The following is a 22,807-nucleotide window of genomic DNA, read 5'->3' as shown; positions in this document are numbered from 1 at the left end:
TCTCGCAGGTTGTGTGCAAGCTATGGCCAAAGCCGCCTCGAAGCCTTCTAAAACTGCAGCGAAATCAAAGCCCTCCGCCAAGGCGAAGGCCGCGCCGGCGGCCCGCAAGGCGCTGGCCAAGAGCGCGCCGAAGCCGGTCGCCAAACCCACTGCAAAGCCGGTGGCAAAGGCAATGACCAAGGCGGCTTCGCCGAAGGTTGCCGCGAAGCCTGCGCCGAAGAAGGTTGTGCCTGCCAAGGCGGCGCCGGCAGCGGCGAAGGCCGGCAAATGGGTCTACACGTTCGGTGACGGCAAGGCCGAGGGCCGGACGGAAATGCGCGACCTGCTCGGCGGCAAGGGCGCCAACCTCGCTGAGATGGCCAATCTCGGCCTGCCGGTGCCTCCGGGCTTCACCATCCCGACCTCGGTCTGCACCTATTTCTACGAGCACGACAAGACCTACCCGAAGGAACTGAAGCCGCAGGTTGAGAAGGCGCTCGACTATGTCGGCAAGTTGACCGGCAAGGTGTTCGGCGACACCAGGAACCCGCTGCTCGTCTCGGTGCGCTCCGGCGCGCGCGCCTCGATGCCGGGCATGATGGACACCGTGCTCAATCTCGGCCTCAACGACCAGACCGTGGAAGCGCTGGCCGAGCTGTCGGGCGACCGCCGTTTCGCCTATGACAGCTATCGCCGCTTCATCACGATGTATTCCGACGTGGTGCTCGGCTTCGAGCATCATCACTTCGAGGAGATCCTCGACACCTTCAAGGACAGCCAGGGCTACACGCTCGACACCGATCTGTCCGCCGAGGACTGGGTCGAACTGGTCGGCAAGTACAAGGACGCGGTCGCACGCGAGACCGGCAAGGAATTCCCGCAGGATCCGCACGACCAGCTCTGGGGCGCGATCGGCGCGGTGTTCTCATCCTGGATGAACGCGCGCGCGGTGACCTACCGCAAGCTGCACGACATTCCGGAATCCTGGGGCACCGCGGTCAACGTGCAGGCCATGGTGTTCGGCAACATGGGCGAGACATCGGCCACGGGCGTTGCCTTCACCCGCAACCCCTCGACCGGCGAGAGCAAGCTCTACGGCGAGTTCCTGATCAACGCACAAGGCGAGGACGTGGTCGCGGGCATCCGCACGCCGCAGGACATCACCGAGGAGGCGCGCAAGGAGTCGGGCTCCGACAAGGCGTCGATGGAAGCGGCGATGCCGGAAGCCTTCAAGGAGCTGACGCGGATCTACACGCTGCTCGAGAAGCACTACCGCGACATGCAGGACATGGAGTTCACCGTCGAGCAGGGTAAGCTCTGGATGCTCCAAACCCGCGGCGGCAAGCGCACCGCCAAGGCGGCGCTGCGTATCGCGGTCGAGCTCGCCAATGAGGGCCTGATCTCGAAGAAGGAAGCGGTGACGCGGATCGATCCGGCCTCGCTCGACCAGCTCCTGCATCCAACCATCGATCCCAACGCCAAGCGCGACGTGATCGCAACCGGCCTGCCGGCTTCGCCGGGTGCGGCCTCCGGCGAGATCGTGTTCTCCTCGGACGAGGCGGCCAAGCTTCAGGGCGACGGACGCAAGGTGATTTTGGTCCGCATCGAGACCAGCCCGGAAGACATCCACGGCATGCACGCCGCCGAAGGCATCCTGACCACGCGCGGCGGCATGACCTCGCACGCGGCGGTGGTCGCGCGCGGCATGGGCAAGCCCTGCGTCTCCGGCTGCGGCACAATCCGCGTCGATTACGGCCGCGGCACCATGAGCATCGGCTCGCGCACCTTCAAGACCGGTGATGTCATCACCATCGACGGCTCGCTCGGCCAGGTGCTCGCCGGCCGCATGCCGATGATCGAGCCGGAGCTGTCCGGCGAGTTCGGCACGCTGATGAATTGGGCCGACCAGGTCCGCAAGATCGGCGTCCGGGTCAACGGCGACACGCCTGACGACGCGCGCACGGCGATCAAGTTCGGCGCGGAAGGGATCGGCCTCTGCCGCACCGAGCACATGTTCTTCGAGGAGACGCGCATCCGCACTGTGCGCGAGATGATCCTCTCCGAGGATGAGCAGTCGCGCCGCGCCGCGCTGGCAAAACTGCTGCCGATGCAGCGCGCCGACTTCGTCGAGCTGTTCGAGATCATGAAGGGCCTGCCCGTCACGATCCGGCTTCTGGATCCTCCCCTTCATGAATTTCTGCCGCACACCCATGCCGAGGTCGAGGAAGTGGCGCGCGCCATGAACACCGACCCGCGGCGCCTCGCCGACCGCGCCCGGGAGCTCTCGGAGTTCAACCCGATGCTCGGCTTCCGCGGCTGCCGCATCGCCATCGCCTATCCCGAGATCGCCGAGATGCAGGCCCGCGCGATCTTCGAGGCGGCGGTCGAGGCGCAGAAGCGCACCGGCAAGGCCGTCGGCCTCGAGGTGATGGTGCCGCTGATCGCGACCAAGGCCGAGCTCGACCTGGTCAAGGCACGGATCGATGCCACCGCACAGGCCGTGATGCGCGAGACCAACACCAAGCTGGCCTATCAGGTCGGCACCATGATCGAGCTGCCGCGCGCCTGCCTGCTCGCGGGCGAGATCGCAGAGTCGGCCGAGTTCTTCTCGTTCGGCACCAACGACTTGACGCAGACGACTTACGGCATCAGCCGCGACGACGCGGCGAGCTTCCTCGGTCCCTACGTCGCCAAGGGTATCCTCTCGGTGGACCCTTTCATCTCGCTGGATCAGGAAGGCGTCGGCGAGCTGGTCAAGATCGGCGTTGCGCGCGGCCGCAAGACCCGCACTTCGCTCAAGGTCGGCATCTGCGGCGAGCACGGCGGCGATCCCGCCTCCGTCGCCTTCTGCCACCATATCGGTCTCGACTACGTCTCCTGCTCGCCCTACCGCGTGCCGATCGCGCGGCTTGCAGCGGCGCAGGCCGCGCTCGGCAAGGCGATCGCGAGCCAGGCGTAAGCCGAAACACAGACTTGAATTGAGAGAGGCGGGGCCCAGCCCCGCCTCTCATTTTTGGCACTGCTCTCTCCGCGTCGTCATTGCGAGCCACCGGGTCCGCGCAAAGCGCGGCCCGATGACAGGCTCCACGAAGCAATCCAGAGTCGTTCCGCAGAGGGACTCTACTCGGCGCCCCTCACATCATCCCCGTCTCATCCTCCTCGGCCTGCCCGATCAGCGCCTCGCTCGCTACCGCCTCGCGGCGGGGCACGACGAACATCATCACGCAGGCGCAAAGGATCGAGATCGCGAGGACCGCGGAGGTCAGCGGCAGCGTCGTTGCGGAGTGGCCGCCGAGATAGGCGCCGAACTGCGACATCAGCGCGCCAATGCCTTGCTGCAGGAAGCCCATCGCGCCCGAGGCGGTGCCGGCCGCTTCGGGACGGATGCTGATGGCGCCGGCGGCGGAATTCGCCATCACGAAGGCATTGCCGGCCATCACGATCATATGGGTGCCGAACAGCCAGGCGGGCGCCTCGTTCCAGCCGACGAAGCTCCAGATTAGGTTCGCAAGGCTGCCGCAGAGTTGCAGGGCGAGCCCGAACCAGATCAGCTTCTCCAGTGAGTGGCGCGGCGCAAAGCGCACGCAGAGCAGGTTGCCGACCAGAAACGCAAAGCCCGTCGTTGCGAACCAGGCGCCGTATTCGGCGCTGCTGCGGCCCATCTGCGTCACCACGATGTAGGGCCCGCCACCGGCGAAGGTGAAGATGATCTGGGACGCCAGCACTTGGCACATCACATAGCCGACGAAGGCGCGGTTGCGGATGAGCATGCCGATATCGCCGCGGAAGCCGCTGCCGGCGGCGCGGCTGCGGCGGGTCTCAGGCAGCGCCAAGGCGATCCCGACGGCAACGACGATGGCGGCGATGGTGATGGCATAAAAGATCGCGCGCCATCCCAACGCGGTCTCGATCAGGCCGCCGGTGAGCGGCGAGACCATCTGCCCGATCATCAGCGCCGCGACCACGAGGCTGATCATCGAGGCGACGCGGTCGCGCTCGTAGATGTCGCGGATGATGGCCCGGCTGATCACCATGCCGGATGCGCCGCCGAGCGCCTGGAAGAAGCGTGCGGCGATCAATTGCGGCAGGGTCTCGGCGAAAATGCAGGCGACGCTGGCCGCCACCATCAGTGCAAGTCCTCCGAGCAGCACCGGACGCCGCCCGAACCGGTCCGACAGCGGCCCCATGATCAGCTGCGACAGCGCGATGCCGACCATGTAGAGCGACACCGTCATCTGCGCGATCGAGATGTCGCTGCCGAAATCCGTCGCCAGCACCGGCAGCGCCGGAACCAGGATGTAGAGCGAGATCGGTGCGACCCCGGTCATCACCACCAGCAGCAGCAACACCAGACGCGAGGTCGCGAGGTTGCCGGCCGCTTCGGGCGGCTTGCTGATGATGCCGTGCATCGCCGGACACTAGCCGCATCGCGTTGCGAGCGAATACGCTCATTTCGGCATACGGCTATGCGCGAGGCGTCAAGGCGCTGGGCCTGTAGGTTGGGCAAAGACGCGCTCTTTGCGCGGCGTGCCCACCATTGCTGCCGTCACCCGGAGATGGATGGTGGGCACGCATCCGCCTCCGCTCTTCGAGCGGCAGCGGATGCTTTGCCCACCCTACGCAGGCAGTCTTATGACGGAGTTAGAGCTTCAGCTCCGCCGTGGCCTGATCGAGCCAGGTCTTCGTCGCCTCGTCCAGCGCCGGCCGCACGTCGTCCCTGACGCGCGCATGGTACGCGTTCAGCCAATCGAGCTCGTCGCGGCTCAGCATCGCGACATCGATCAGACGGCGGTCGATCGGCGCCAGGGTCAGCGTCTCGAACGCGTTCATCGGCTTCTCGGCACCCTTGATGTCGGCGGCGACGACCAGCTCGAGATTCTCGATGCGGATGCCGAAGCCATCGGTCTTGTAGTAGCCGGGCTCGTTCGACAGGATCATGCCGCGCTTCAACGGCGTGGTGCCGAGCTTCGAAATTCGTGCCGGTCCTTCGTGCACCGAGAGATAGCTGCCGACGCCGTGGCCGGTGCCGTGCTCGAAATCGAGCCCGACGGCCCAGAGATATTGCCGCGCCAGCGTGTCGAGTTGCGCGCCCGTGGTGCCGTCCGGAAAGACGGCGCGCGCGATCGCGATGTGGCCGCGCAGCACGCGGGTGAAGCGGTCGCGCATCTCATCCGTCGGCTCGCCGACCGCCATGGTGCGCGTGACGTCGGTGGTGCCGTCTTCATATTGCGCGCCGGAATCGATCAGCAGGAGATCGCCGGGCGCGATCCGCCGGTTGCTCTTGCGGGTGACGCGGTAATGCACGATGGCGCCGTTCGGGCCGGTGCCGGAGATGGTCGGGAACGAGACGTCCCTGAGCGCGCCAGTGTCGCGGCGGAAGGTTTCCAGCGCCTCGACCGCGTCGATCTCGGTGAGCTTGCCGCTTGGCGCCTCGCGATCGATCCAGGCGAGGAAGCGTGCCAGCGCCACGGCGTCGCGCAAATGAGCCGTCTTGGTGCCCTTGATCTCGGTCGCGTTCTTGACCGCCTTGAGCAGTGCAACCGGATCGCTGCCGCGCACCGGCTTGCCGCCGGCTCCGCTGATCAGGCGGCTGAGTGCGTCGGCCGCTGTGGCATTGTCGAGCGCAATGGCCGCACCGCTCTTGGCCAGCGCCATCAGCGTCGGCGCCATGGCGTCCGGTTCGCGCACGTCGGCGGACTGCTCGAGATGGTCGCGCGTGAGGTTGGAGAGCTTGCGGTGGTCGATGAAGATGGTGGGACGGCCGTCCTTCGGTACCAGCGCGTAGGACAGTGGCAGCGGCGTATGGGCGACGTCGGCGCCGCGGATGTTGAAGGTCCAGGCCACCGCGTGACTGTCCGACAGCACCAAGGCATCGGTGCCGAGCTTGGCGATCTCGGCCCTGATCTGGGTCAGCTTCTCCGCTTCAGTGATACCGGCGTGCTGAAGGCTGTGCACCGCGACGGGGGCGATCGGCGGCTGCGGCCGGTCCTGCCAGATCGCGTCGATCGGATTGCTGTCGACCGCGACCAGCTCGGCCCCGGCCTTGGCGCAGGCGGCGGACAATCGCTCGGCTGCCGAAAAAGTGTGCAGCCACGGATCAAATCCGAGGCGGTCGCCGGCTTTCAGATGCGCCGCCACCCAGCTCTCCGGCGGCGGGTCGATCAGCGATTCCACTACCCATGCCTTGGCATCGACCTGCTTGGCCGCCTGCAGCGTGTAGCGGCCGTCGACGAACAGCGCAGCCTCCTGCGGCAGAACCACTGCTAGGCCCGCCGAGCCGGTAAAGCCGGTCAGCCAGGCGAGCCGCTCTTCCGATGGCGGCACATATTCGTTCTGCTGCTGGTCGGCACGTGGCACGACGAAGCCGGTCAACTTGCGACGGGCAAGTTCTTCGCGAAGTGCGGCCAGTCGTGCCGCCAACGCGACGCCGGCCTCCGGCTCCTCGAATGTCTGGAAGTGCGCTTCGAACATGGTGGATCACTTTAGGATCATGGAGATCAGTCCGCAATGTAGACGCATTTGCGTCGCATCTGGCATGGACTGTGCTTGAAATAGTTCCATTCGAATTGAGTGGAGTAAAGGATGCGGCAGTTGCGCTTCGTCCGGATAACAGGGAAATTCGAGCGGGTGGTTCATCTCAACGGCGAGGGGACACACAATGCCAGCGTTCACCTTTGAGAAGATTTCGCCTCCGGCGCGCCGCGCTCCGATAGCGGCAGTACCGAAGAAGCCGCGCGGCCTCATCAGCCAGATGATCGACCGTTTCGCCGAGCGCCGCGCCAAACGCGCCTTGCGGGGCAAGCGCGCGTCACGCCGCGACGAGAAGCCGGCCGAGTAGCGCGGCGAGGGAGCGCACCGCCGTCGCGACGCGGTTAGTTCATCCCACCTTCCTCAGCAGCAGACTGCTCCACCCCTCGATGCGCAGATGCTTCACCGGCACGAGGCCGCGGGCGCGGTAGGCGGCGATCACGGCGGGCGCCTGGTGCGTCAAGAGGCCGGAGAGGATGACGGGGGCGCCAGGCGCAAGGTGCCGCGTCATCGGGCTCGCCAATTGCCGCAACGGATTGGCAAGGATATTGGCGAGCACCAGGTCGAACGGGCCTGCACGCGCAAAATCTGGCGCGGCAAAGCCGGTCGCGCGGATCACCCGCACATGGTTGCCAACTTCGTTCAGCGTGGCGTTCTCGGCGGCCACCCGGACCGATGGCGGATCGATGTCGGAAGCGAGCACCGCGCGATGCAGCGCCTTCGCCGCCGCGATCGCCAGCACGCCCGTGCCGGTGCCGAGATCGAGCAGGCTCCTTGGGCGGGAGCTCTTCAGGACATGGTCAAGCAGAAGTAAACAGCCGCGCGTCGTGCCATGGTGACCGGTGCCGAAGGCGAGCGCCGCCTCGATCTCGATGGCAAGCTTGTTCGGCGCCACACGGTCGCGATCGTGGCTGCCGTGCACGACGAAGCGGCCGGCCGGCACCGGGACAAGATCTTCAAGGCTGGCTTTGACCCAGTCCTTGGCTTCGACAGTGTCGAAGACGAGCGTCGCCGCGATCTCATTTCCTGCTGAAGTTGCAACGAGTTCGCGCAGCCATGCCTGATCGGGCGCTGCGGCGAAATGCAACGTGACGTCCCAGCGTCCGTCAGGCCGTTCGAACGCGGCGACCGCCGCATCGCCGTCGAAAAAGACCTCGGTGAGCACGTCGACGACGCGCTTGGCGTCGGCTTCGCTGCCAATCGAAAAGCTGGCGCGATGGGTCGGGGAAGGCTGCATTCAGGGTTCCGTCGCGTTCAATTTTTGGAACTTTTGCTGCCCAGTTTTCGGACAAGTTGAGGTTCCCATATTAACGCGCCTGCAGTGTGTGGCCCGTATATTTTCGGATGTACAAGCAAGTCCACGCAGCTTTGAATTGAAACGGAGGCGAGTCTTGAAGCGCATGATTCAGAAGTTCTGGTCGGATGAGTCCGGTGCAACCGCGATCGAATACGGCCTGATCGCCGCGGGTATCGCCCTGGCGATCATTACCGTGGTGAACGGCCTGGGCACCACCATGAACGAGAAGTTCACTTCGATTAGCACCTCCTTGAAGTAATTTCCGCCGCCATTTTCCAGCGGGGGCTATTTTCTTCAAAGGCTGTTTCTGATCACCGCCCGCTAGGGGTCTCCCCTGGCGGGCGAGGTCGTTTTTGCCGCCCGACTTCACAGCTTATCCGCCTGCTTGTCCGGACTTTATCCACCACTTTTCCCCTGATCGCCTCGCCGATTTCCCACCGGCTTTCCCCAGGATCGCTCCTGGCCGTATCGCCCAGGCCTCCTCTGGCCGCTCACAGGCCTTTCGACAGCCTGTCCACCGCCAATCCACAGCCCTATCCACGGCTCCCGAACAGGGCGCGGTGATCCCGCAGGATCGCCTGCGCGGCGTTATGGCCGGGGGCGCCGGTGACGCCGCCGCCGGGATGGGCGCCGGATCCGCAATGGTAGAGGCCTCTCAGCGGCCCGCGATAATCGGCGTGGCCCAGCATCGGCCGCGCCGAGAACAACTGGTTCAATGTCAGCGCGCCGTGGAAGATGTCGCCGCCGAGCAGCCCGAACTGCCGCTCGAGATCGAGCGGAGACAGGATCTGACGGCCGAGCACGCTCGCCGCAAATCCCGGGGCGTACTTATCCACCGTCGCGATCATGAGATCGGCGACCTCGTCGCGATGGTCATCCCACGACTTTCCATCGGGAAGCCTTGGGGCGACATGCTGGCAGAACAGGCTCGCGACATGCTTGCCGGCCGGGGCCAGCGTGTCGTCGAGCGTCGAGGGGATCAGCATTTCCACGACGGGCTCGCGGCTCCAGCCCTGCGCGCGCGCGTCGAGCCAGGCGCGATCCATATAGCCGAGGCTCGGCGCCAGGATGATGCCGGAGGTGAGGTGATCGCCCTCGCCTGAGAGCGCCGTGAAGGAGGGCAGGCGGTCCAGCGCCACATTCATCCGGAAGGTGCCGGAGCCGTTCTTCCAATGCCGGATGCGGGCGAGGAAGTCCGCAGGCAGAGCATCGGCCGCGATCAGGCGCGTGTAGAGCAGCTTTGGATTGACATTGGCCGCGACATATTTCGCGCGGATCGCAGAGCCGTTCTCCAGCACGATTCCGACGGCGCGGTCTCGCTCGACGATGACCTCGCGCACACCGGCATCCGTGTCGATCACGACGCCACGGTCGCGTGCCGCGCGCGCCATCGCCTGCGTGAGTGCGCCCATGCCGCCGATGGCGTGGCCCCACACGCCCTTCTTGCCGTTCACCTCCCCGAACGCGTGATGCAGCATCACGTAGGCCGAGCCGGCGGCGTAGGGGCTGGCATAATTGCCGACGATGGCGTCGAAGCCGAACAGCGCCTTGACCAGATCGTGCTCGAAACGTTCGTCCAGCATCTCGCCGGCCGAGCGCGTGAACAGATCGAGCAGGCTGCGGCTTTGTTCCAGCGTCAGGCCGCGCAGAATGTTGGCGCTCTGCAAAGCGTTCACGGCCTCGCGGACCGCGTTGGTGCCAAAACCGTCGAGCAGGTTCGGCGGCGCGCGGAGCACGAACCGCCTGAGCACGTCGGCAATGTCTTCCAGCTCGCGCGCGAAGCCGTCGAGCGCTTCCGCATCATGCGCGCTGAGCCGCGCCACCGAGGCTTTCGTTCGCCCCTCGCCGGTGAGGAGATAGCTGCCATCCGGCGCGGGCAGAAAATTCTGCGCACGCCGCTCGACGATGCGCAGGCCCTGCTCGGCAAGCTTGAGGTCACGGATCACCTGCGGATTGAGCAGGCTCACGGTGTAGGCGGCGACAGAATTGCGAAAGCCGGGGTGAAACTCCTCCGTCACCGCGGCACCGCCGACCACCTTGCGCCGCTCGACCACGCGCACGCGCAGGCCCGCCATCGCCAAATAGGTCGCGCAGGTGAGGCCGTTATGTCCCGCGCCGATGATGATGACGTCCGTATCGGTCATGACTTCCTTGGCATAATTCCGGGGCTACTCGGCAGAGCCGAACTATGATGCGGGCTCCGCACCGGAGAATCTCGAGGTTCCGGGTTCGATGTCGCGCGTCGCATCGGAACGACATCTCTATATCAGGCATTCCTTGCTGCAACATCACGCCACACTTTATTGCCCGTCCAGGCGCCTTGTGCTCCATTGCGCGCGATCCGGCGCCCGCCGGGGTTTGAGCCGGAGCATTCATGGATTCGATCGTGCAACCCGCCGCCACGGAGCAGCCGTCGTCGTCGCGCAACCGGCTGCTGCTGACGATCTACACCGCTGCGATCTTCGTCAGCGCGCTGCTGCTGTTCTCGGTGCAGCCTCTGTTCACCAAGATGGTGCTGCCGCGGCTCGGCGGCTCGCCGGCGGTGTGGTCGGTGGCCATGGTGTTCTTCCAGTCGCTGCTGCTGGCCGGCTATGCCTATGCGCATCTGCTGATGCAGGCGCGGAACCGGATCGTCCCCGTCGCGGTACATCTGGTGCTGCTGTTTGCCGCCTTCGCCACGCTGCCGCTCGGCATCGCCTCCGCCTATGGCGAGCCGCCGGCTTCGGGCTACGCAGTCTGGCTGCTCGCCCTGTTCGCGGTCTCGATCGGGCTGCCGTTCTTTGCGCTCGCCGCGAACAATCCGCTGCTGCAGGCCTGGTTCGTCCGCACCGGCCATCCGGCCGGGCACGATCCCTATTTCCTCTACGCATCCTCCAATATCGGCAGCTTCCTCGCGCTGTTGTCCTATCCGTTCCTGCTGGAGCCGATGTTCACGCTGCAGATGCAGAACCGGTTCTGGACCGGTGGCTATGGCCTGCTGATCCTCCTCATCGGCGCCTGCGGCGTGCTGTTGTTGCGTTCGCCGACGTTGGCGCTGATCGACACGCGGGCCGAGGACGTGAATGCACCCGCGCCCGGCCTCTTGACGCGGCTGCGCTGGATCTTCCTCGCCGCCGTGCCATCGGGCCTGCTCATCGCCGTCACCGCGCACATCTCGACCGACGTCGCGGCGGCGCCGCTTTTGTGGGTGCTGCCGCTGTCGCTTTACCTCTTGACCTGGGTCGTCGTGTTCCAGTCGCGGCCGCTGCTGCCGCACAAATGGATGCTGATGCTCCAGCCGGTCGCGATTGCGGGCGTCGTCGTCCTGCTGGCTTTCGGCGGCGAGCAGAACCTGCTGCTGACCCTCGGCGGACATCAACTCTGCTTCTTCGTCATCGCCATGGCCTGCCACGGCGAGCTGGCGCGGACGCGGCCTGCCGCCAAATATCTCACCGGCTTCTATGTCGCGTTGTCGTTCGGTGGCATGGTCGGCGGCTTGTTCGCGGGGCTCGTTGCGCCCTTCACCTTCTCGTGGATCGCCGAATATCCGATCCTGATCGCGCTTGCCGCGCTGTGCCGTCCGTCCGGGAATGAGCGGCTGGCCGCAATCGTCAAATGGTACTGGCTGGCGCTCGCCGCGCTCGCGGTGGCGCTCATCGCGCCGTCATATACGACCGGTGGCCTCTCGACCTGGTTCGAGGATCATCGTGTCTGGGTCGCCGGCGCCGTCGGCGTGCTCGCCGCGCTGCTCGCGCTGATCCTCAATGCCGGGCGCTGGAAGATCTTTGCCACCGTCGTGCTGGCGCTGGCGTTGATCCGCGTCTATCCCGCGGACGAGGGCCGCGTCACGACCGTGCGCAGCTTCTTCGGCGTGCACAAGATCGTGGTGACGCCGGGCGGTTATTTCCACGTGCTGATGCACGGCACCACCATTCATGGCGCCGAGCGTTTCCGCAACAATGACGGCACGCCTGTTGCCGGCCGGCCCGAGCCGATCACCTATTATCACAAGGACGGCGGCATCGGTCAGGCCGTCAGCGCGATCCGCGAGCGCAAGGGCGCGCCGCTGAAGGTCGCCGCGATCGGCGTCGGCTCCGGCACGCTCGCCTGCGCCGCCGAGCGGGGGGAGGACTGGACCTTTTTCGAGATCGATCAGTCCATGGTCGACGCGGCACGCGACCCGAGGAATTTCCGCTACATCTCGAGCTGCATGCCCGACATGAAGCCCGTCATCGGCGATGCGCGCCTCACCTTCGCCAAGGAGCCCGACGGCGCCTATGATCTCGTCATCGTCGACGCCTATTCGTCCGACGCGATCCCGATCCATCTTGCGACCGAAGAGGCGATGAAGATCTACAAGGACAAGCTCGCGCCGCACGGTGCCGTGGTGATGCACGTCTCCAACCGGCATCTGGACCTCGAAACCGTCGTCGTCGGTATCGCGGACGCCAATGATCTCAAGAGCTGGGTCTTCAACGAGGATTCCGGGCGCGATGGTGACTACATCTTCTCCACCGACGTCGTCATCTCCGCGCGCGAGGAGGCCGACATCGGCAGGCTCGCGTCCTCCAAGCAATGGGAACAGACCGAAGCCGACGACAGGGTGCGGGTCTGGACCGATGACTATTCGAACATCCTGGGCGCGCTGTATCGGCGCTGGAAGGACGGCGAGTAGGGCTCTCTTCGCAGCCCGGATGGAGCGAAGCGCAATCCGGGGGCGCTCCCGGCGTGGTACTGTCTCGGATTTCGCTGCGCTCCATCCGGGCTACGAGGCATCGCAACTACGGCGCCACGGGCGTCCCCACCGGCAGCGCAATTCCCTTAGCGCCGGCCACCTCTCGCAATAAATCCGGCCTGTCCGAAATGATGCCGTCGACGCCGAGCTCGATCATGCGCGTCATGTCTTCACGCTTGTTCACCGTCCAGACCACGACGCGCAGTCCGAGCGCGTGGGCCTCGGAGACCAGAGGCGCGGTCACGTCGCCGAAATAGGGCGACCAGATCGCGCCGCCCGCAGCCTTGATCGTGCGCGGCAGCGAGCCGGCGTGATCGGCCGGGTTGAACCCCGCCGTCCAGTTTGTCGCCTTGTCGAGCGCTACCGTCGGAGCCAGGCTGCGCTGGATCGTCAGGTACGCGGTCGGGATGTTCGGCGCCTGCTGCTGGACGCGACGCAAGGTTCGCCAGTCGAACGACTGGATCATGACGCGATCGGAGACTCCCTCGGTCTCGATCACCCCGAGCAGCTTCGCGACGAATTCTTGCGGATCAAGCGTTTCATCGGGACGGTTCGGATCGATCTTGGTCTCGATGTTGAAGCGCACTTGCCTGTTGCCGGACTTGCGCACCAGCGCGAACAGCTCGCGCAAGGTGGGAATGCGAGTCCCCGGGACGGCACGCTGGCCCGGAAATTGTTTCGCATAGGCACTGTCCGGCCGAATCTGGCCGACGTCATAGGTCCTGATCTCGTCGAGCCGCAATTTCACGAACGGCGTGCCGGGCGGAGCGATGTAGGCGCCATCGGGCCGCCGTGCGAGATCGGGATTGAGCTCGCGCTCATGCGCGACGATCACTTCGCCGTCGGCGGTGACGCCGACGTCGAGCTCCAGCGTGTCCACGCCCATCGTCAGCGAATGGGCGAAGGCGGGCAGGGTGTTTTCCGGCAGCAGCGCCCGCCCGCCGCGATGCGCCTCGAGGTCGAAGGCCAAATCAGATCCCATGGCTTGTCCGGCAGTGAGCAGCGAGAGCAGCACCGGGATTGTCGTGGCACGTGATGGCATGGTGCCTCGACGGTCAAGGGCGGTTGATGGTCGCCGGGTCAGTTCTGATAGTAGTAGCCGCGCGGCTGATAAACCTGCCGCGGCTGCGGCTGATAGTAATAGCCCTGCTGGCCGTAGCCCTGGTCGTAATAAGGCCGCGGCTGCTGCTGATAGACCTGCGCGTCGTAGAGCGGGCGGGTGGCCGAGCGCGGCGCCGGATAGCGCGCGCCGGTGTCGCTGCCGTCGGCCGGGTAGATGTAATTGTCGTCGTGCGGCATGTAGCGCCGCGCGGGCTGCGCCGGCGGGGTCAGGTCCACGGGGGCGCCGGTGGTGGCGTATTGGTCTTCGGCCGGCTGCGGGGCGCGGGCCACCGCAGTGTTGTTGCGGCCGCGCGGATTGCGCGCCAGCGCCACCTGGGCCGAGCCGGTCAGCGTCACCGTGGTGTTGAGCACGCCCTGCTGCTGCACCAGCGCATAGAGCGTCGAGGCATTCTGGCGCGACAGGCGCACGCAGCCATGGGATGCCGGCGAGCCGAGCCGGCCGACCGAGTCCGTGCCGTGGATGGCGTGCCCGACCTTGGTGAAGAAGATCGCGTGCGGCATCGGCGCGTCGTCGAATTCCTTGGAGTAGTGATCCTCTTCCATGCGGAAGGCCCGGAAGGCGCCGTTCGGCGTCTCGCGCGAGGGGAGGCCGGTCGACACCGGCCAGCGGTAGCGCGCGACCCCGTCGACGGCGACGGTCATCTGCTGATTGTCCTTGTCGACGGTGATCTCGACCTTGGCCTGCGCGGTGCCCGCGCTCAAAAGCATCAGGGATGTGAGAGCAATAAAAAACGAACGCATCTGACTTCTGGCCTCCGGCCTGTTCATGCTTAGCGCCGCGGCTCTCCGTCCCCCGGCGTGCATTATGCCTGCAGCCCGGCGTTGGTTCCAGCGGCCAGCCTGTCCATCGTTAACGTGATGGCAGGCGTAAGCAAGGCCGCTTTGTGCCGCGCCGGCCGGCGGCGCTGACATTTTCGCGAGCGCCGCGTGGTCAGTTCTTGAGCCGGTATCCGGTTCGGAAAATCCACCAGATCACGACCAGGCAGATCACCAGGAACGCCAGCGTCATGCCGATGCTGACGGACACGCTGACGTCGGCGATCTCGTAAAAGCTCCAGCGGAAGCCGGAGATCAGATAGACGACCGGGTTGAGCAGCGCGACCGTGCGCCAGGTCGGCGGCAGCATGTCGATGGAATAGAAGCTGCCGCCGAGGAAGGTGAGCGGCGTCACCACCAGCATCGGAATCATCTGCAGCTTCTCGAATCCGTCGGCCCAGATGCCGATGATGAAGCCGAACAGGCTGAACGTCACCGCCGTCAGCACCAGGAAGGCCAGCATCCAGACCGGATGCTGGATATGCAATGGAACGAAGAGCCCGGCGGTCGCCAGGATGATTAGGCCGAGGATGATCGACTTGGTGGCGGCGGCGCCGACATAGCCGAGCACGATCTCGAAATAGGAGATCGGCGCCGACAGGATCTCGTAGATCGTGCCGGTGAATTTCGGGAAGTAGATGCCGAAGGAGGCGTTGGCGATGCTCTGCGTCAGCACCGAGAGCATGATCAGGCCCGGCACGATGAAGGTGCCGTAGCTGACGCCCTCGACCTCGCTGATGCGCGAGCCGATCGCAGCGCCGAACACCACGAAATAGAGCGAGGTCGAGACCACCGGCGAGACGATGCTTTGCAGCAGTGTCCGCCAGGTGCGCGCCATTTCGAACAGGTAGATGGCGCGAATGGCGCGGTGGTTCATGACGTCCTCACGAGGTCGACGAAGATGTCCTCGAGCGACGATTGCGTCGTGTCGAGGTCGTTGAAGCGGATGCCGGCGGCGCGCAAATCGCCGAGCAGGCTGGTGATGCCGGTGCGCTCGCCCTGGGTGTCGTAATCGTAGACCAGCGTCGCGCCGCCGTCGCAGAGCTCGAGCTCGTATTGGCTGAGGCTTTCCGGCAACGCCGTCACCTTGTTCTGCAGATGCAGCGTCAGCCGCTTCTTGCCCAGCTTCTGCATCAAGGTGGTCTTGTCCTCGACCAGCACGATCTCGCCCTTGTTGATGACGCCGATGCGGTCGGCCATCTCCTCGGCTTCCTCGATGTAATGCGTGGTGAGGATGATGGTGACGCCGGATTGCTGAAGCCCGCGTACCACCTCCCACATGCCCTTGCGCAGCTCGACGTCGACGCCGGCGGTCGGCTCGTCCAGGAACAGGATCTGCGGCTCGTGCGACAATGCCTTGGCGATCATCACGCGGCGCTTCATGCCGCCGGAGAGCGTGATGATCTTGTTGTCCTTCTTGTCCCACAGCGAGAGGGCCTTCAGCACCTTCTCGATGTGATCGGGGTTCTTCGGCTTGCCGAACAGGCCGCGGGAGAAGCTCACGGTCGCCCACACGCTCTCGAAGGCGTCGGTGTGCAATTCCTGCGGCACGAGGCCGATCAGCGAGCGCGCCTTGCGGTAGGAGGTCTGGATGTCCTCGCCGCCGACCAGGACGCGGCCTTCGCTCGGATTGGCGATGCCGCAAATGATCGAGATCAGCGTGGTCTTGCCGGCGCCGTTGGGGCCGAGCAGCGCAAAAATCTCGCCGCGCTTGATGTCGAGATTGACGTTCTTGAGCGCCTTGAAGCCGGACCCATAGGTCTTCGACAGATTGGCGACGGAGATGATGGAAGACATGATGGCCGCGAGGCTGAGGAGCAAAGGCTGGGGAGGGGGCCGGACCATCCAGGAGGACAGGTCGGCGGAGCCCTGAAATAGGAACGCCATTGTCCCTCCGCAATTCCCCGGAGAAAAATGGTCTCAAAACAGGCGCTTTAGTGGCATGTTCCGGGCAAGTGTTGCGCGATGGTCACGGCTTGCTGCTAAGATTGGCGCTCACGCGCCTCTTTGTTGCGTCTGCGAGCGCGCCGTGGCTACGATTCCGGCCAATCGCGAAGCGTATTGTCTCCAGGGAAAAGATCGATGAGACCGAACGGCCGTCACACCGCCGGCGCCAGCCAATTGTCCGCCCTCCGTGTTTGGGCGATGGGCCTGCTCCTGCTGTCAGCTGTTGCCATCAGCCCGACCACCGCCAAGGCCGCGCCGAGCCAGGCCGCGGCGGCGACCACGCATGTCTATCTGCTCCGCGGCGTGCTCAACATCTTCTCGCTCGGCCTCGACACCATCGGCGCCCGGCTCCAGGCGCAGGGCGTTCCGGTGACCGTCGCCAATTTCGTGTCCTGGTCCTCGCTCGCCGATGAAGCGGCGACTGCCTACAAGGCCGGTCGGCTCAAGACCATCATCCTGGTCGGCCATTCCTCGGGTGCGACCGCGCTGCCCGACATGATCGCCAAGCTCAACCAGCTCGGCGTGCCCGTGAAGCTCGCGATCGGCCTCGACTCCGTGTTCAAGACCAAGCTCTCGACCGGCGCGGAACGCTACATCAACATCTATATCGGCGATGGCCCCGGCGAGCCGGTGCGGGCCGCGGCCGGGTTCCGCGGCAAGCTCGACAATGTCGACATCCGCGGCAGTGGCGTCGGCCACATCTCGATCGACAAGAACGAGGCGATCCAGCGCCGCGTCATCGCCGAGATCGACGCCGCCATCATGCGCTCGCGCGCCCCGGCTGCGCGAGTCGCCGAACCCGCTGCGCCGCGGCCCGCACGCGCGGCGGCGGCAACGGATCCGGCGAGGAATTGAGCCGTCGCGCATCCTGCCGCGTGATGCCCGCCTAAGCTGGCGTCACGCGAACCGGCATGCTCTCCAGCCCGCGCAGGGAATTGTTGAGCCTGCGCTTCGGCTCCGCCGTGAGCTCGATCGTCTTCACGCGCCTTGCGAGCTCGCCGAAGATCAATTCGCCCTCCAGACGCGCGATCATCTGGCCGACGCAGGCGTGTATGCCTGCGCCGAAGCCGACATGGCCGGTCGCAACCCGCTCCACGTCGAAACGGCCCGGCTTGTCCCAGCGCGCGGGATCGCGATTGGCGGAGGCCATGAACAGAAGCACCTTGCGGTGCGCCGGGATCACGCCGCCGCCGATCTCGGCATCGCGCGAGGTGGTGCGAAAAAACGTCTGCACCGGTGAATCGTAGCGAAGGCCTTCCTCGAAGGCGTTGCGCGCCAGCTCTGGTTTCTCGTGCAGCTTGCGATATTCGTCCGGATGAGTGGCGAGCGCGAGCAGGGTATTGCCGATGCCATTGACGGTGGTGTCGATTCCTGCCGTGAGGAACGGCCGCACCAGATGCGTCGCCTCGTGCTCGGTGATCTCGCCCTCATCGGCCGCCTGGTAGATCATCATGCCGAGGCTGTCGGGCCGTAGCGCATCGCGCGCACAACATTCCATGATCCAGCTCTGCGCCGCGAGACCATCCTTCCGCGACGCCGCGAGGATCTCGTTCTCCGGGCCGAAGCTGTTGAATACGAACGTGCTCCAGGCGAGCAGCTTCTCGCGCCCATCGGGGCGGATGCCGATCGCGTCCGGAAACACCTTCATCGGATAGGCTTCCGCAAGATCGGTCACGGCATCGAAGGTGCCTTTGTCGATCAGCTCCGAGACCTTCCTCTCTGCTTCGCGCTGGAACGTCTCGCGCAGCTTCCTTGCGACGCCCGGAGACAGCGTGCGGCCGAGCACGCGGCGGCCCTTGTCGTGGTCGGGCGGATCGATCTGCAGGGTCAGCGGCTTTGGCAGCGCCGGGTTCATCCCGTTCAGCCCGACGCCCTCGCCACTGATGAACGTTTTCCAGTCCTTCAGGGCCGCTTCGACCTCGGCATTGCGCGCCATGGCCCACACGCCGTAGCGCTCCACCTCGAACACCGGCCCGATTGCGCGCAGCGCCTCATAGGCGGGATAGGGATCCGTCAGAAAGCCGGGCGCGAACGGATCGACCGGACTGGATGCAATGCCGCTCATGGTCAGCTCCGAACCGCTATTGCTTTGCGAGCGGGCACTGACCGTCACTCTCGGAGCGGAACGCGTCCTCGCCCTTGATCGTGGCAACGACCTTCAGCAGATCCCAGGACGAATTCGATTCCTCGGGAGCCTTGACCTGCAACAGGTAGAGCGGATGGATCTTGCGGCCGTCCTTGCGGATGTAGCCCTTGCCGAACAACTGATCGTCGGTCGGCATCTGCTTCATCGTCGCGACCACGGCCTTGCCGTCCTTGGCGCCGCCGGCCTTGTCGACCGCCTTGAGGTAGTGGATGACCGAGGCATAGACGCCGGCCTGCATGTCGTTCGGATAGGCCTTCGAGGGAATGCGTTCGGCGAAGCGCTTCGCGAAAGCACGCGTGCCGTCGGTCAGATCCCAGTAGAACGGATTCATGATCTGCGCGCCCTGCGCAAACTTGAGCCCAAGCGCGGGAAGGCCGTTCATGCCGAGGATCAATCCGACCAGCTTGTGATCCTTCGTCAGCCCGAACTCGGCGGCCTGCTTCATCGAGGTGATGGTATCGTCCCCCGCATTGGCGAATGCGATGACGCTCGCGCCCGACGCCTGGGCCTGGAGCAGGAATGAGGCGTAATCAGCCGTGCCCAACGGATGCCGCACGCTGCCGAGCACCTCACCGCCGGACGCTTTCACGGCTTCCGCGGCCTGCTTTTCCAGATCATGGCCGAACGCGTAATCCGCGGTGATGAAGAACCATTTCTTGCCGCCCTGCTGCACGATGGCCTTGCCGAGGCCGCGCCCGTAGGAATAGGTGTCGTAGGTCCAGTGCACGGTGTTTGGCGTGCACTTCTCCCCGGTCAGAAGCACCGTGCCGGCGCCCGAGCCCACGAAGACCTTGTTCTTCTCGGCGCTCATGCCGGCCACGGCGAGCGCAATCGACGAGTTCGGAATGTCGAAGATCGCATCGACGCTCTCGTTCTCGTACCAGCGCCGGGCGATACCGATGCCGATGTCCGTCTTGTTCTGATGGTCCGCCGCAACGACTTCCACCGGCTTGCCGGCGGCCTTTCCGCCATAGTCCTCGACGGCCATCTTGGCGGCGACGACCGAGCCGATGCCCTGATAGCTCGCGAACGGCCCCGATTGATCGTTCAGGATGCCGATCTTCACGACGTCCTGGGCCAAGGCCGGTGCGGCGGTCAGCACCGCGGCCACCATGCACAGTTTATGCAGGAATTTGCTGTTCATTGTGTCCCTCCCATGGGCGGTCTTGGTGCCGCTCTATAATAGTTATATTTTATAGCTATTTTTGAGAGTGTCAATTCGGCCGACTTGTGGCCGCCGGATCCAGGATCATGAGCCCGAAAGCAGTCAGACCCGGAGCGAAGCCCGCTCAACCGTCGGAGACGTCACTGGACTTGCGCGCGCTGCAGCGCACGCCCGGCTTCATGCTGCGGCTCGCGCAGCTGAAGTTCTTCGAAGGCTTCTACGAGGAGTTCGCCGCACTGGGCCTGACGCCGGCGACCTACGCGATCTTCGTCGTCATTCGCGACAATCCGGGCGTTCCCCCCAGCAGCCTTGCCAGCCTACTCCGCCTGCGCCTGCCGAACCTGATCAAGATCCTGAACGAGCTGGAATCGTCCGGCTTCATCAAGCGTAACCGCTCGAAATCCGACCGCCGCGCCGTCGAGTTGATGCTTACGCCGAAGGGCGCCAAGCTCATTCAGGACGGGGCAAGCCTGACGGGGCTCTATAACCGGAAGATGCTGGCCCCGCTCACCGAGGCGGAGCAGCGCACCCTGCTCGAATTGCTCAACCGGCTGCTGCCGCTTTAGCCCGGGAGAGGCCCGCCTGAGGCCGACGGTCGCAGCCACGTCCAGCGGCGCGGCAGCCGGAGAGGGCGCCGGACGAGAGATGGTCGGTTCCGTGCCCCAAAATCCACCCAATCGATGGTCACTAAGCCGGTCAGGGGAGGCCCCTGCCTCCCGTGGTGGGACTGCTGGACTGATGATTCATTCGAGGCGACTCCTCGCGCTGGCAGCAGTGGTGCTGCTCGCCTTGAGCAGTGGCATGGCCGCTGCTACTCCCCCCAAGTCCAAGACCAACGCGACCGCCCCCGCCGCGCCGCCGCCGCCTCCGCCGTTCGAGCCGTTGCCGCCGCCAAAAATCTACCTGTTCCGCGGCGCCATGGGCCCGATCTTCTCGACCGGCATGGATCGGCTCGAAGAGAAGCTAACGAAGGCCGGCTTCTCGGCCAACGTCTACGAATTCACCATCTGCCGGTGGATCGGCGATCGCGCCATCTCCAGCTATAAGGAATCGCCGGCGCCGATCGTGCTGATGGGCCATTCCATGGGCGGGCTGTGCTCGATCGTCATCTCCGAGATGGCGGCCAAGGAGAACATCCCGATCAGCCTCGTCATCGCCATCGATCCCGCGCAAGCGACCGGCGATGTCCCCCTCAACGTCGAGCGCTTCATCAACGTCTTCCTGTCCGACAGCGTGCTCGGCGGCGGCGACGTCGTGGCTGTTCCCGGCTTTCGCGGCCATTACGCCAGCTATGACCTCAAGCGGAACGCGCGCGTCACCCACATCAACATCGAGAAGTCCGACGATATCCATCGTCAGATCGTCGAGATGGTGACGCAGCTGCCGCGCATTCCGCCGCAAACGCAGGCCGATGCCGTGCCGCTGCGCTATCTCGTGCCGGCGGACACGCTGGTCGAATTGTGGGACAGCGGCGTGCGGGTGCCGGTGCGCCGCGGCGACACCATGGAGAGCATCGCAGCAGCAAACCGCGTGCCGCTGTGGACGCTCGCGCAGAGCAACTCGCTGCCCGAGAACGCGCAGCTGACGCCGGGCCAGACCATCATCGTCCCCCGCCATCTGACACCGCCCGAGCCGGCCGCCGCGATGGCCACGCCGCCGGCGTCACCGGCGGCGCGGAGGTAGGGGCCGTTATCTTGCCGCAGAAGGCGGTGCGCTCCCTCTCCCGCTTGCGGGGGAGGGTTGGGGAGGGGGTCTCTCCTCGATCGAGGACCCCAGAGAAGAGAGCCCCCACCCGCCGCGCTCTGGCGCGCAATTGCGCTGCCGAGCGCGTCGCCCTCCCCGCAAGTGGGAGAGGTGCAGCGAGTCCTTGGCGACACTCGATCCGATAAGACTAAACATTCGATCCGTGGATCGCATCGATCACGGCGTCCGTGACCTCCTTCGTGGTCGCCTTGCCTCCGACATCCGGCGTCAGCACGCCCGCGGCGCAGACACGCTCGACGGCGGCCATCAGCCGTAAGGCGGCATCCTTCTCGCCGAGATGCTCGAGCATCTGCGCGCCGGTCCAGAACGTCGCGACCGGGTTGGCGATGCCCTTGCCGGTGATGTCGAACGCCGAGCCGTGGATCGGCTCGAACATCGAGGGGAAGCGGCGCTGCGGATCGATGTTTCCGGTCGGGGCGACGCCGAGGCTTCCAGCCAGCGCGCCGGCGAGATCGGAGAGGATGTCGGCGTGGAGATTGGTTGCGACGATGGTGTCGAGGCTCTTCGGATGCAGCGTCATGCGCACCGTCATGGCGTCGACCAGCATCTTGTCCCAGGTCACGTCAGGGAATTCGCCGGCGACCTCGGCCGCGATCTCGTCCCACATCACCATGCCGTGGCGCTGCGCGTTCGACTTGGTCACGACGGTCAGCAGCTTGCGCGGGCGCGACCGCGCGAGCTGGAACGCATAGCGCATGATCCGCGTGACGCCGACGCGGGTGAAGACGGCGACTTCGGTGCCGACCTCTTCCGGCAGGCCCTTGTGGGCGCGGCCGCCCATGCCGGCATATTCGCCTTCCGAGTTCTCGCGCACGATCACCCAGTCGAGATCGCCGACGCCGACATTGCGCAGCGGCGAGGCGACGCCCGGCAGGATCTTGGTCGGCCGCACATTGGCGTATTGGTCAAAACCCTGGCAGATCGGCAGGCGCAGGCCCCACAGCGTGATGTGGTCGGGCACGTCGGGGGCGCCGACCGCGCCGAAATAGATCGCGTCGAACTTCTTCAGCTCGCTGAGGCCGTCCGCCGGCATCATCACGCCGTGCTTCTTGTAATAATCCGAGCCCCAGTCGAACGTCTTGACGTTGAAGGCGAGATCGCCACTGCGTTTTGCGAGAGCCTCCAGCACGCGGACGCCGGCCGAGATCACCTCGGGGCCGATGCCGTCGGCGGGGATGGCTGCGATCGAATGGGTGCGCATGGGAAGGCTCCGTTTGAGAGACCGCGCCGGCATATCCGGCCGTCGGCGTCGCTGGCGAATCTAGACGGGAGTGCCGGGCAAACTCAATCGGCGCTGGTTTATACAAAAAAATGATATAATCATCGGGA

18 protein-coding genes are annotated in these 22,807 nt (G+C 65.4%); 7 read left to right on the top strand and 11 right to left on the bottom strand.

All coding sequences use genetic code 11. The annotated features are described in order from the left end of the window. Positions 1-22: 22 nt before the first annotated feature. Positions 23-2,938, top strand: a complete 2,916-nt coding sequence (ppdK, locus tag I6F12_RS29265; RefSeq protein WP_225157801.1) for a pyruvate, phosphate dikinase — start codon at positions 23-25, stop codon at positions 2,936-2,938. Between the two features lie 175 nt (positions 2,939-3,113). Here the strand turns inward: ppdK and I6F12_RS29260 are convergent, their stop codons facing one another. Together I6F12_RS29260 and I6F12_RS29255 are read right to left on the bottom strand one after the other, a co-directional pair. Continuing rightward, complete coding sequence (locus I6F12_RS29260) at positions 3,114-4,388, bottom strand: multidrug effflux MFS transporter (protein WP_225127801.1); 1,275 nt, start codon at positions 4,386-4,388, stop codon at positions 3,114-3,116. 232 nt (positions 4,389-4,620) lie between these two features. Continuing rightward, positions 4,621-6,450, bottom strand: coding sequence for an aminopeptidase P family protein (locus tag I6F12_RS29255; protein ID WP_225157800.1), 1,830 nt, complete (start codon positions 6,448-6,450; stop codon positions 4,621-4,623). 187 nt (positions 6,451-6,637) lie between these two features. Between I6F12_RS29255 and I6F12_RS29250 the strand changes: the two genes are divergently transcribed. After that, on the top strand, positions 6,638-6,817 hold the full coding sequence (locus I6F12_RS29250) for a hypothetical protein (RefSeq protein WP_109144965.1): 180 nt from the start codon (positions 6,638-6,640) through the stop codon (positions 6,815-6,817). Between the two features lie 39 nt (positions 6,818-6,856). Here I6F12_RS29250 and I6F12_RS29245 read toward each other — a convergent pair whose 3' ends face one another. Next, positions 6,857-7,744: a 50S ribosomal protein L11 methyltransferase gene (locus I6F12_RS29245; protein WP_225157799.1), complete on the bottom strand. Its 888-nt coding sequence runs from the start codon at positions 7,742-7,744 to the stop codon at positions 6,857-6,859. A 154-nt stretch (positions 7,745-7,898) separates the two neighbouring features. Between I6F12_RS29245 and I6F12_RS29240 the strand changes: the two genes are divergently transcribed. After that, positions 7,899-8,063 carry a Flp family type IVb pilin gene (locus I6F12_RS29240; RefSeq protein WP_036006397.1) on the top strand — a complete coding sequence of 55 codons (165 nt, stop codon included), beginning with the start codon at positions 7,899-7,901 and terminating at the stop codon, positions 8,061-8,063. Positions 8,064-8,337: 274 nt separating this feature from the next. On the opposite strand, the gene I6F12_RS29235 is transcribed toward I6F12_RS29240, so the two are convergent. Next, positions 8,338-9,948 (bottom strand): NAD(P)/FAD-dependent oxidoreductase, encoded by a 1,611-nt coding sequence (locus I6F12_RS29235; RefSeq protein ID WP_225157798.1) that lies wholly within the window; start codon positions 9,946-9,948, stop codon positions 8,338-8,340. 230 nt (positions 9,949-10,178) lie between these two features. On the opposite strand from I6F12_RS29235, the gene I6F12_RS29230 reads away from it, so the two are divergent. Further along, the gene (locus tag I6F12_RS29230) at positions 10,179-12,458 is read left to right on the top strand and encodes a fused MFS/spermidine synthase (RefSeq protein ID WP_225157797.1); all 2,280 of its coding nucleotides are present in this window, start codon (positions 10,179-10,181) and stop codon (positions 12,456-12,458) included. A 106-nt stretch (positions 12,459-12,564) separates the two neighbouring features. Here I6F12_RS29230 and I6F12_RS29225 read toward each other — a convergent pair whose 3' ends face one another. The 4 genes from I6F12_RS29225 to I6F12_RS29210 all read right to left on the bottom strand — a co-directional run bounded on the left by I6F12_RS29225 (position 12,565) and on the right by I6F12_RS29210 (position 16,253). Next, a complete protein-coding gene (locus I6F12_RS29225) occupies positions 12,565-13,560 on the bottom strand; it encodes a glycerophosphodiester phosphodiesterase (protein ID WP_225157796.1) in 996 nt (331 codons plus the stop codon). 38 nt (positions 13,561-13,598) lie between these two features. Beyond that, positions 13,599-14,408, bottom strand: coding sequence for a L,D-transpeptidase (locus tag I6F12_RS29220; RefSeq protein ID WP_225157795.1), 810 nt, complete (start codon positions 14,406-14,408; stop codon positions 13,599-13,601). A 163-nt stretch (positions 14,409-14,571) separates the two neighbouring features. Next, positions 14,572-15,333: an ABC transporter permease gene (locus I6F12_RS29215; RefSeq protein WP_036006407.1), complete on the bottom strand. Its 762-nt coding sequence runs from the start codon at positions 15,331-15,333 to the stop codon at positions 14,572-14,574. After that, positions 15,330-16,253 carry an ABC transporter ATP-binding protein gene (locus tag I6F12_RS29210; protein WP_036006409.1) on the bottom strand — a complete coding sequence of 308 codons (924 nt, stop codon included), beginning with the start codon at positions 16,251-16,253 and terminating at the stop codon, positions 15,330-15,332. The genes I6F12_RS29215 and I6F12_RS29210 overlap by 4 nt, the downstream gene beginning before the upstream one ends. A gap of 285 nt (positions 16,254-16,538) precedes the next feature. Here I6F12_RS29210 and I6F12_RS29205 point away from each other — a divergent pair, with 285 nt between their 5' ends. Continuing rightward, on the top strand, positions 16,539-17,258 hold the full coding sequence (locus I6F12_RS29205; RefSeq protein ID WP_225157794.1) for a hypothetical protein: 720 nt from the start codon (positions 16,539-16,541) through the stop codon (positions 17,256-17,258). Positions 17,259-17,289: 31 nt separating this feature from the next. Here the strand turns inward: I6F12_RS29205 and I6F12_RS29200 are convergent, their stop codons facing one another. Together I6F12_RS29200 and I6F12_RS29195 are read right to left on the bottom strand one after the other, a co-directional pair. After that, positions 17,290-18,468 carry a cytochrome P450 gene (locus I6F12_RS29200; protein WP_225157793.1) on the bottom strand — a complete coding sequence of 393 codons (1,179 nt, stop codon included), beginning with the start codon at positions 18,466-18,468 and terminating at the stop codon, positions 17,290-17,292. A 16-nt stretch (positions 18,469-18,484) separates the two neighbouring features. Continuing rightward, positions 18,485-19,693: an ABC transporter substrate-binding protein gene (locus I6F12_RS29195; protein ID WP_050995928.1), complete on the bottom strand. Its 1,209-nt coding sequence runs from the start codon at positions 19,691-19,693 to the stop codon at positions 18,485-18,487. 107 nt (positions 19,694-19,800) lie between these two features. Between I6F12_RS29195 and I6F12_RS29190 the strand changes: the two genes are divergently transcribed. Both I6F12_RS29190 and I6F12_RS29185 read left to right on the top strand, forming a co-directional pair. Further along, on the top strand, positions 19,801-20,280 hold the full coding sequence (locus I6F12_RS29190) for a MarR family transcriptional regulator (RefSeq protein ID WP_036024920.1): 480 nt from the start codon (positions 19,801-19,803) through the stop codon (positions 20,278-20,280). A 172-nt stretch (positions 20,281-20,452) separates the two neighbouring features. Beyond that, positions 20,453-21,397 carry a LysM peptidoglycan-binding domain-containing protein gene (locus I6F12_RS29185; protein ID WP_225157792.1) on the top strand — a complete coding sequence of 315 codons (945 nt, stop codon included), beginning with the start codon at positions 20,453-20,455 and terminating at the stop codon, positions 21,395-21,397. 208 nt (positions 21,398-21,605) lie between these two features. Here the strand turns inward: I6F12_RS29185 and I6F12_RS29180 are convergent, their stop codons facing one another. Then, the gene (locus tag I6F12_RS29180; protein WP_036006429.1) at positions 21,606-22,679 is read right to left on the bottom strand and encodes a tartrate dehydrogenase; all 1,074 of its coding nucleotides are present in this window, start codon (positions 22,677-22,679) and stop codon (positions 21,606-21,608) included. Between the last annotated feature and the right edge of the window lie 128 nt (positions 22,680-22,807).

It is taken from the genome of Bradyrhizobium sp. IC4059 (assembly GCF_020193615.1).
Classification (GTDB): domain Bacteria; phylum Pseudomonadota; class Alphaproteobacteria; order Rhizobiales; family Xanthobacteraceae; genus Bradyrhizobium; species Bradyrhizobium yuanmingense.
The sequence above is the reverse complement of the archived record's forward strand: the minus strand, read 5'-3'. Positions and strand labels throughout refer to the sequence as shown.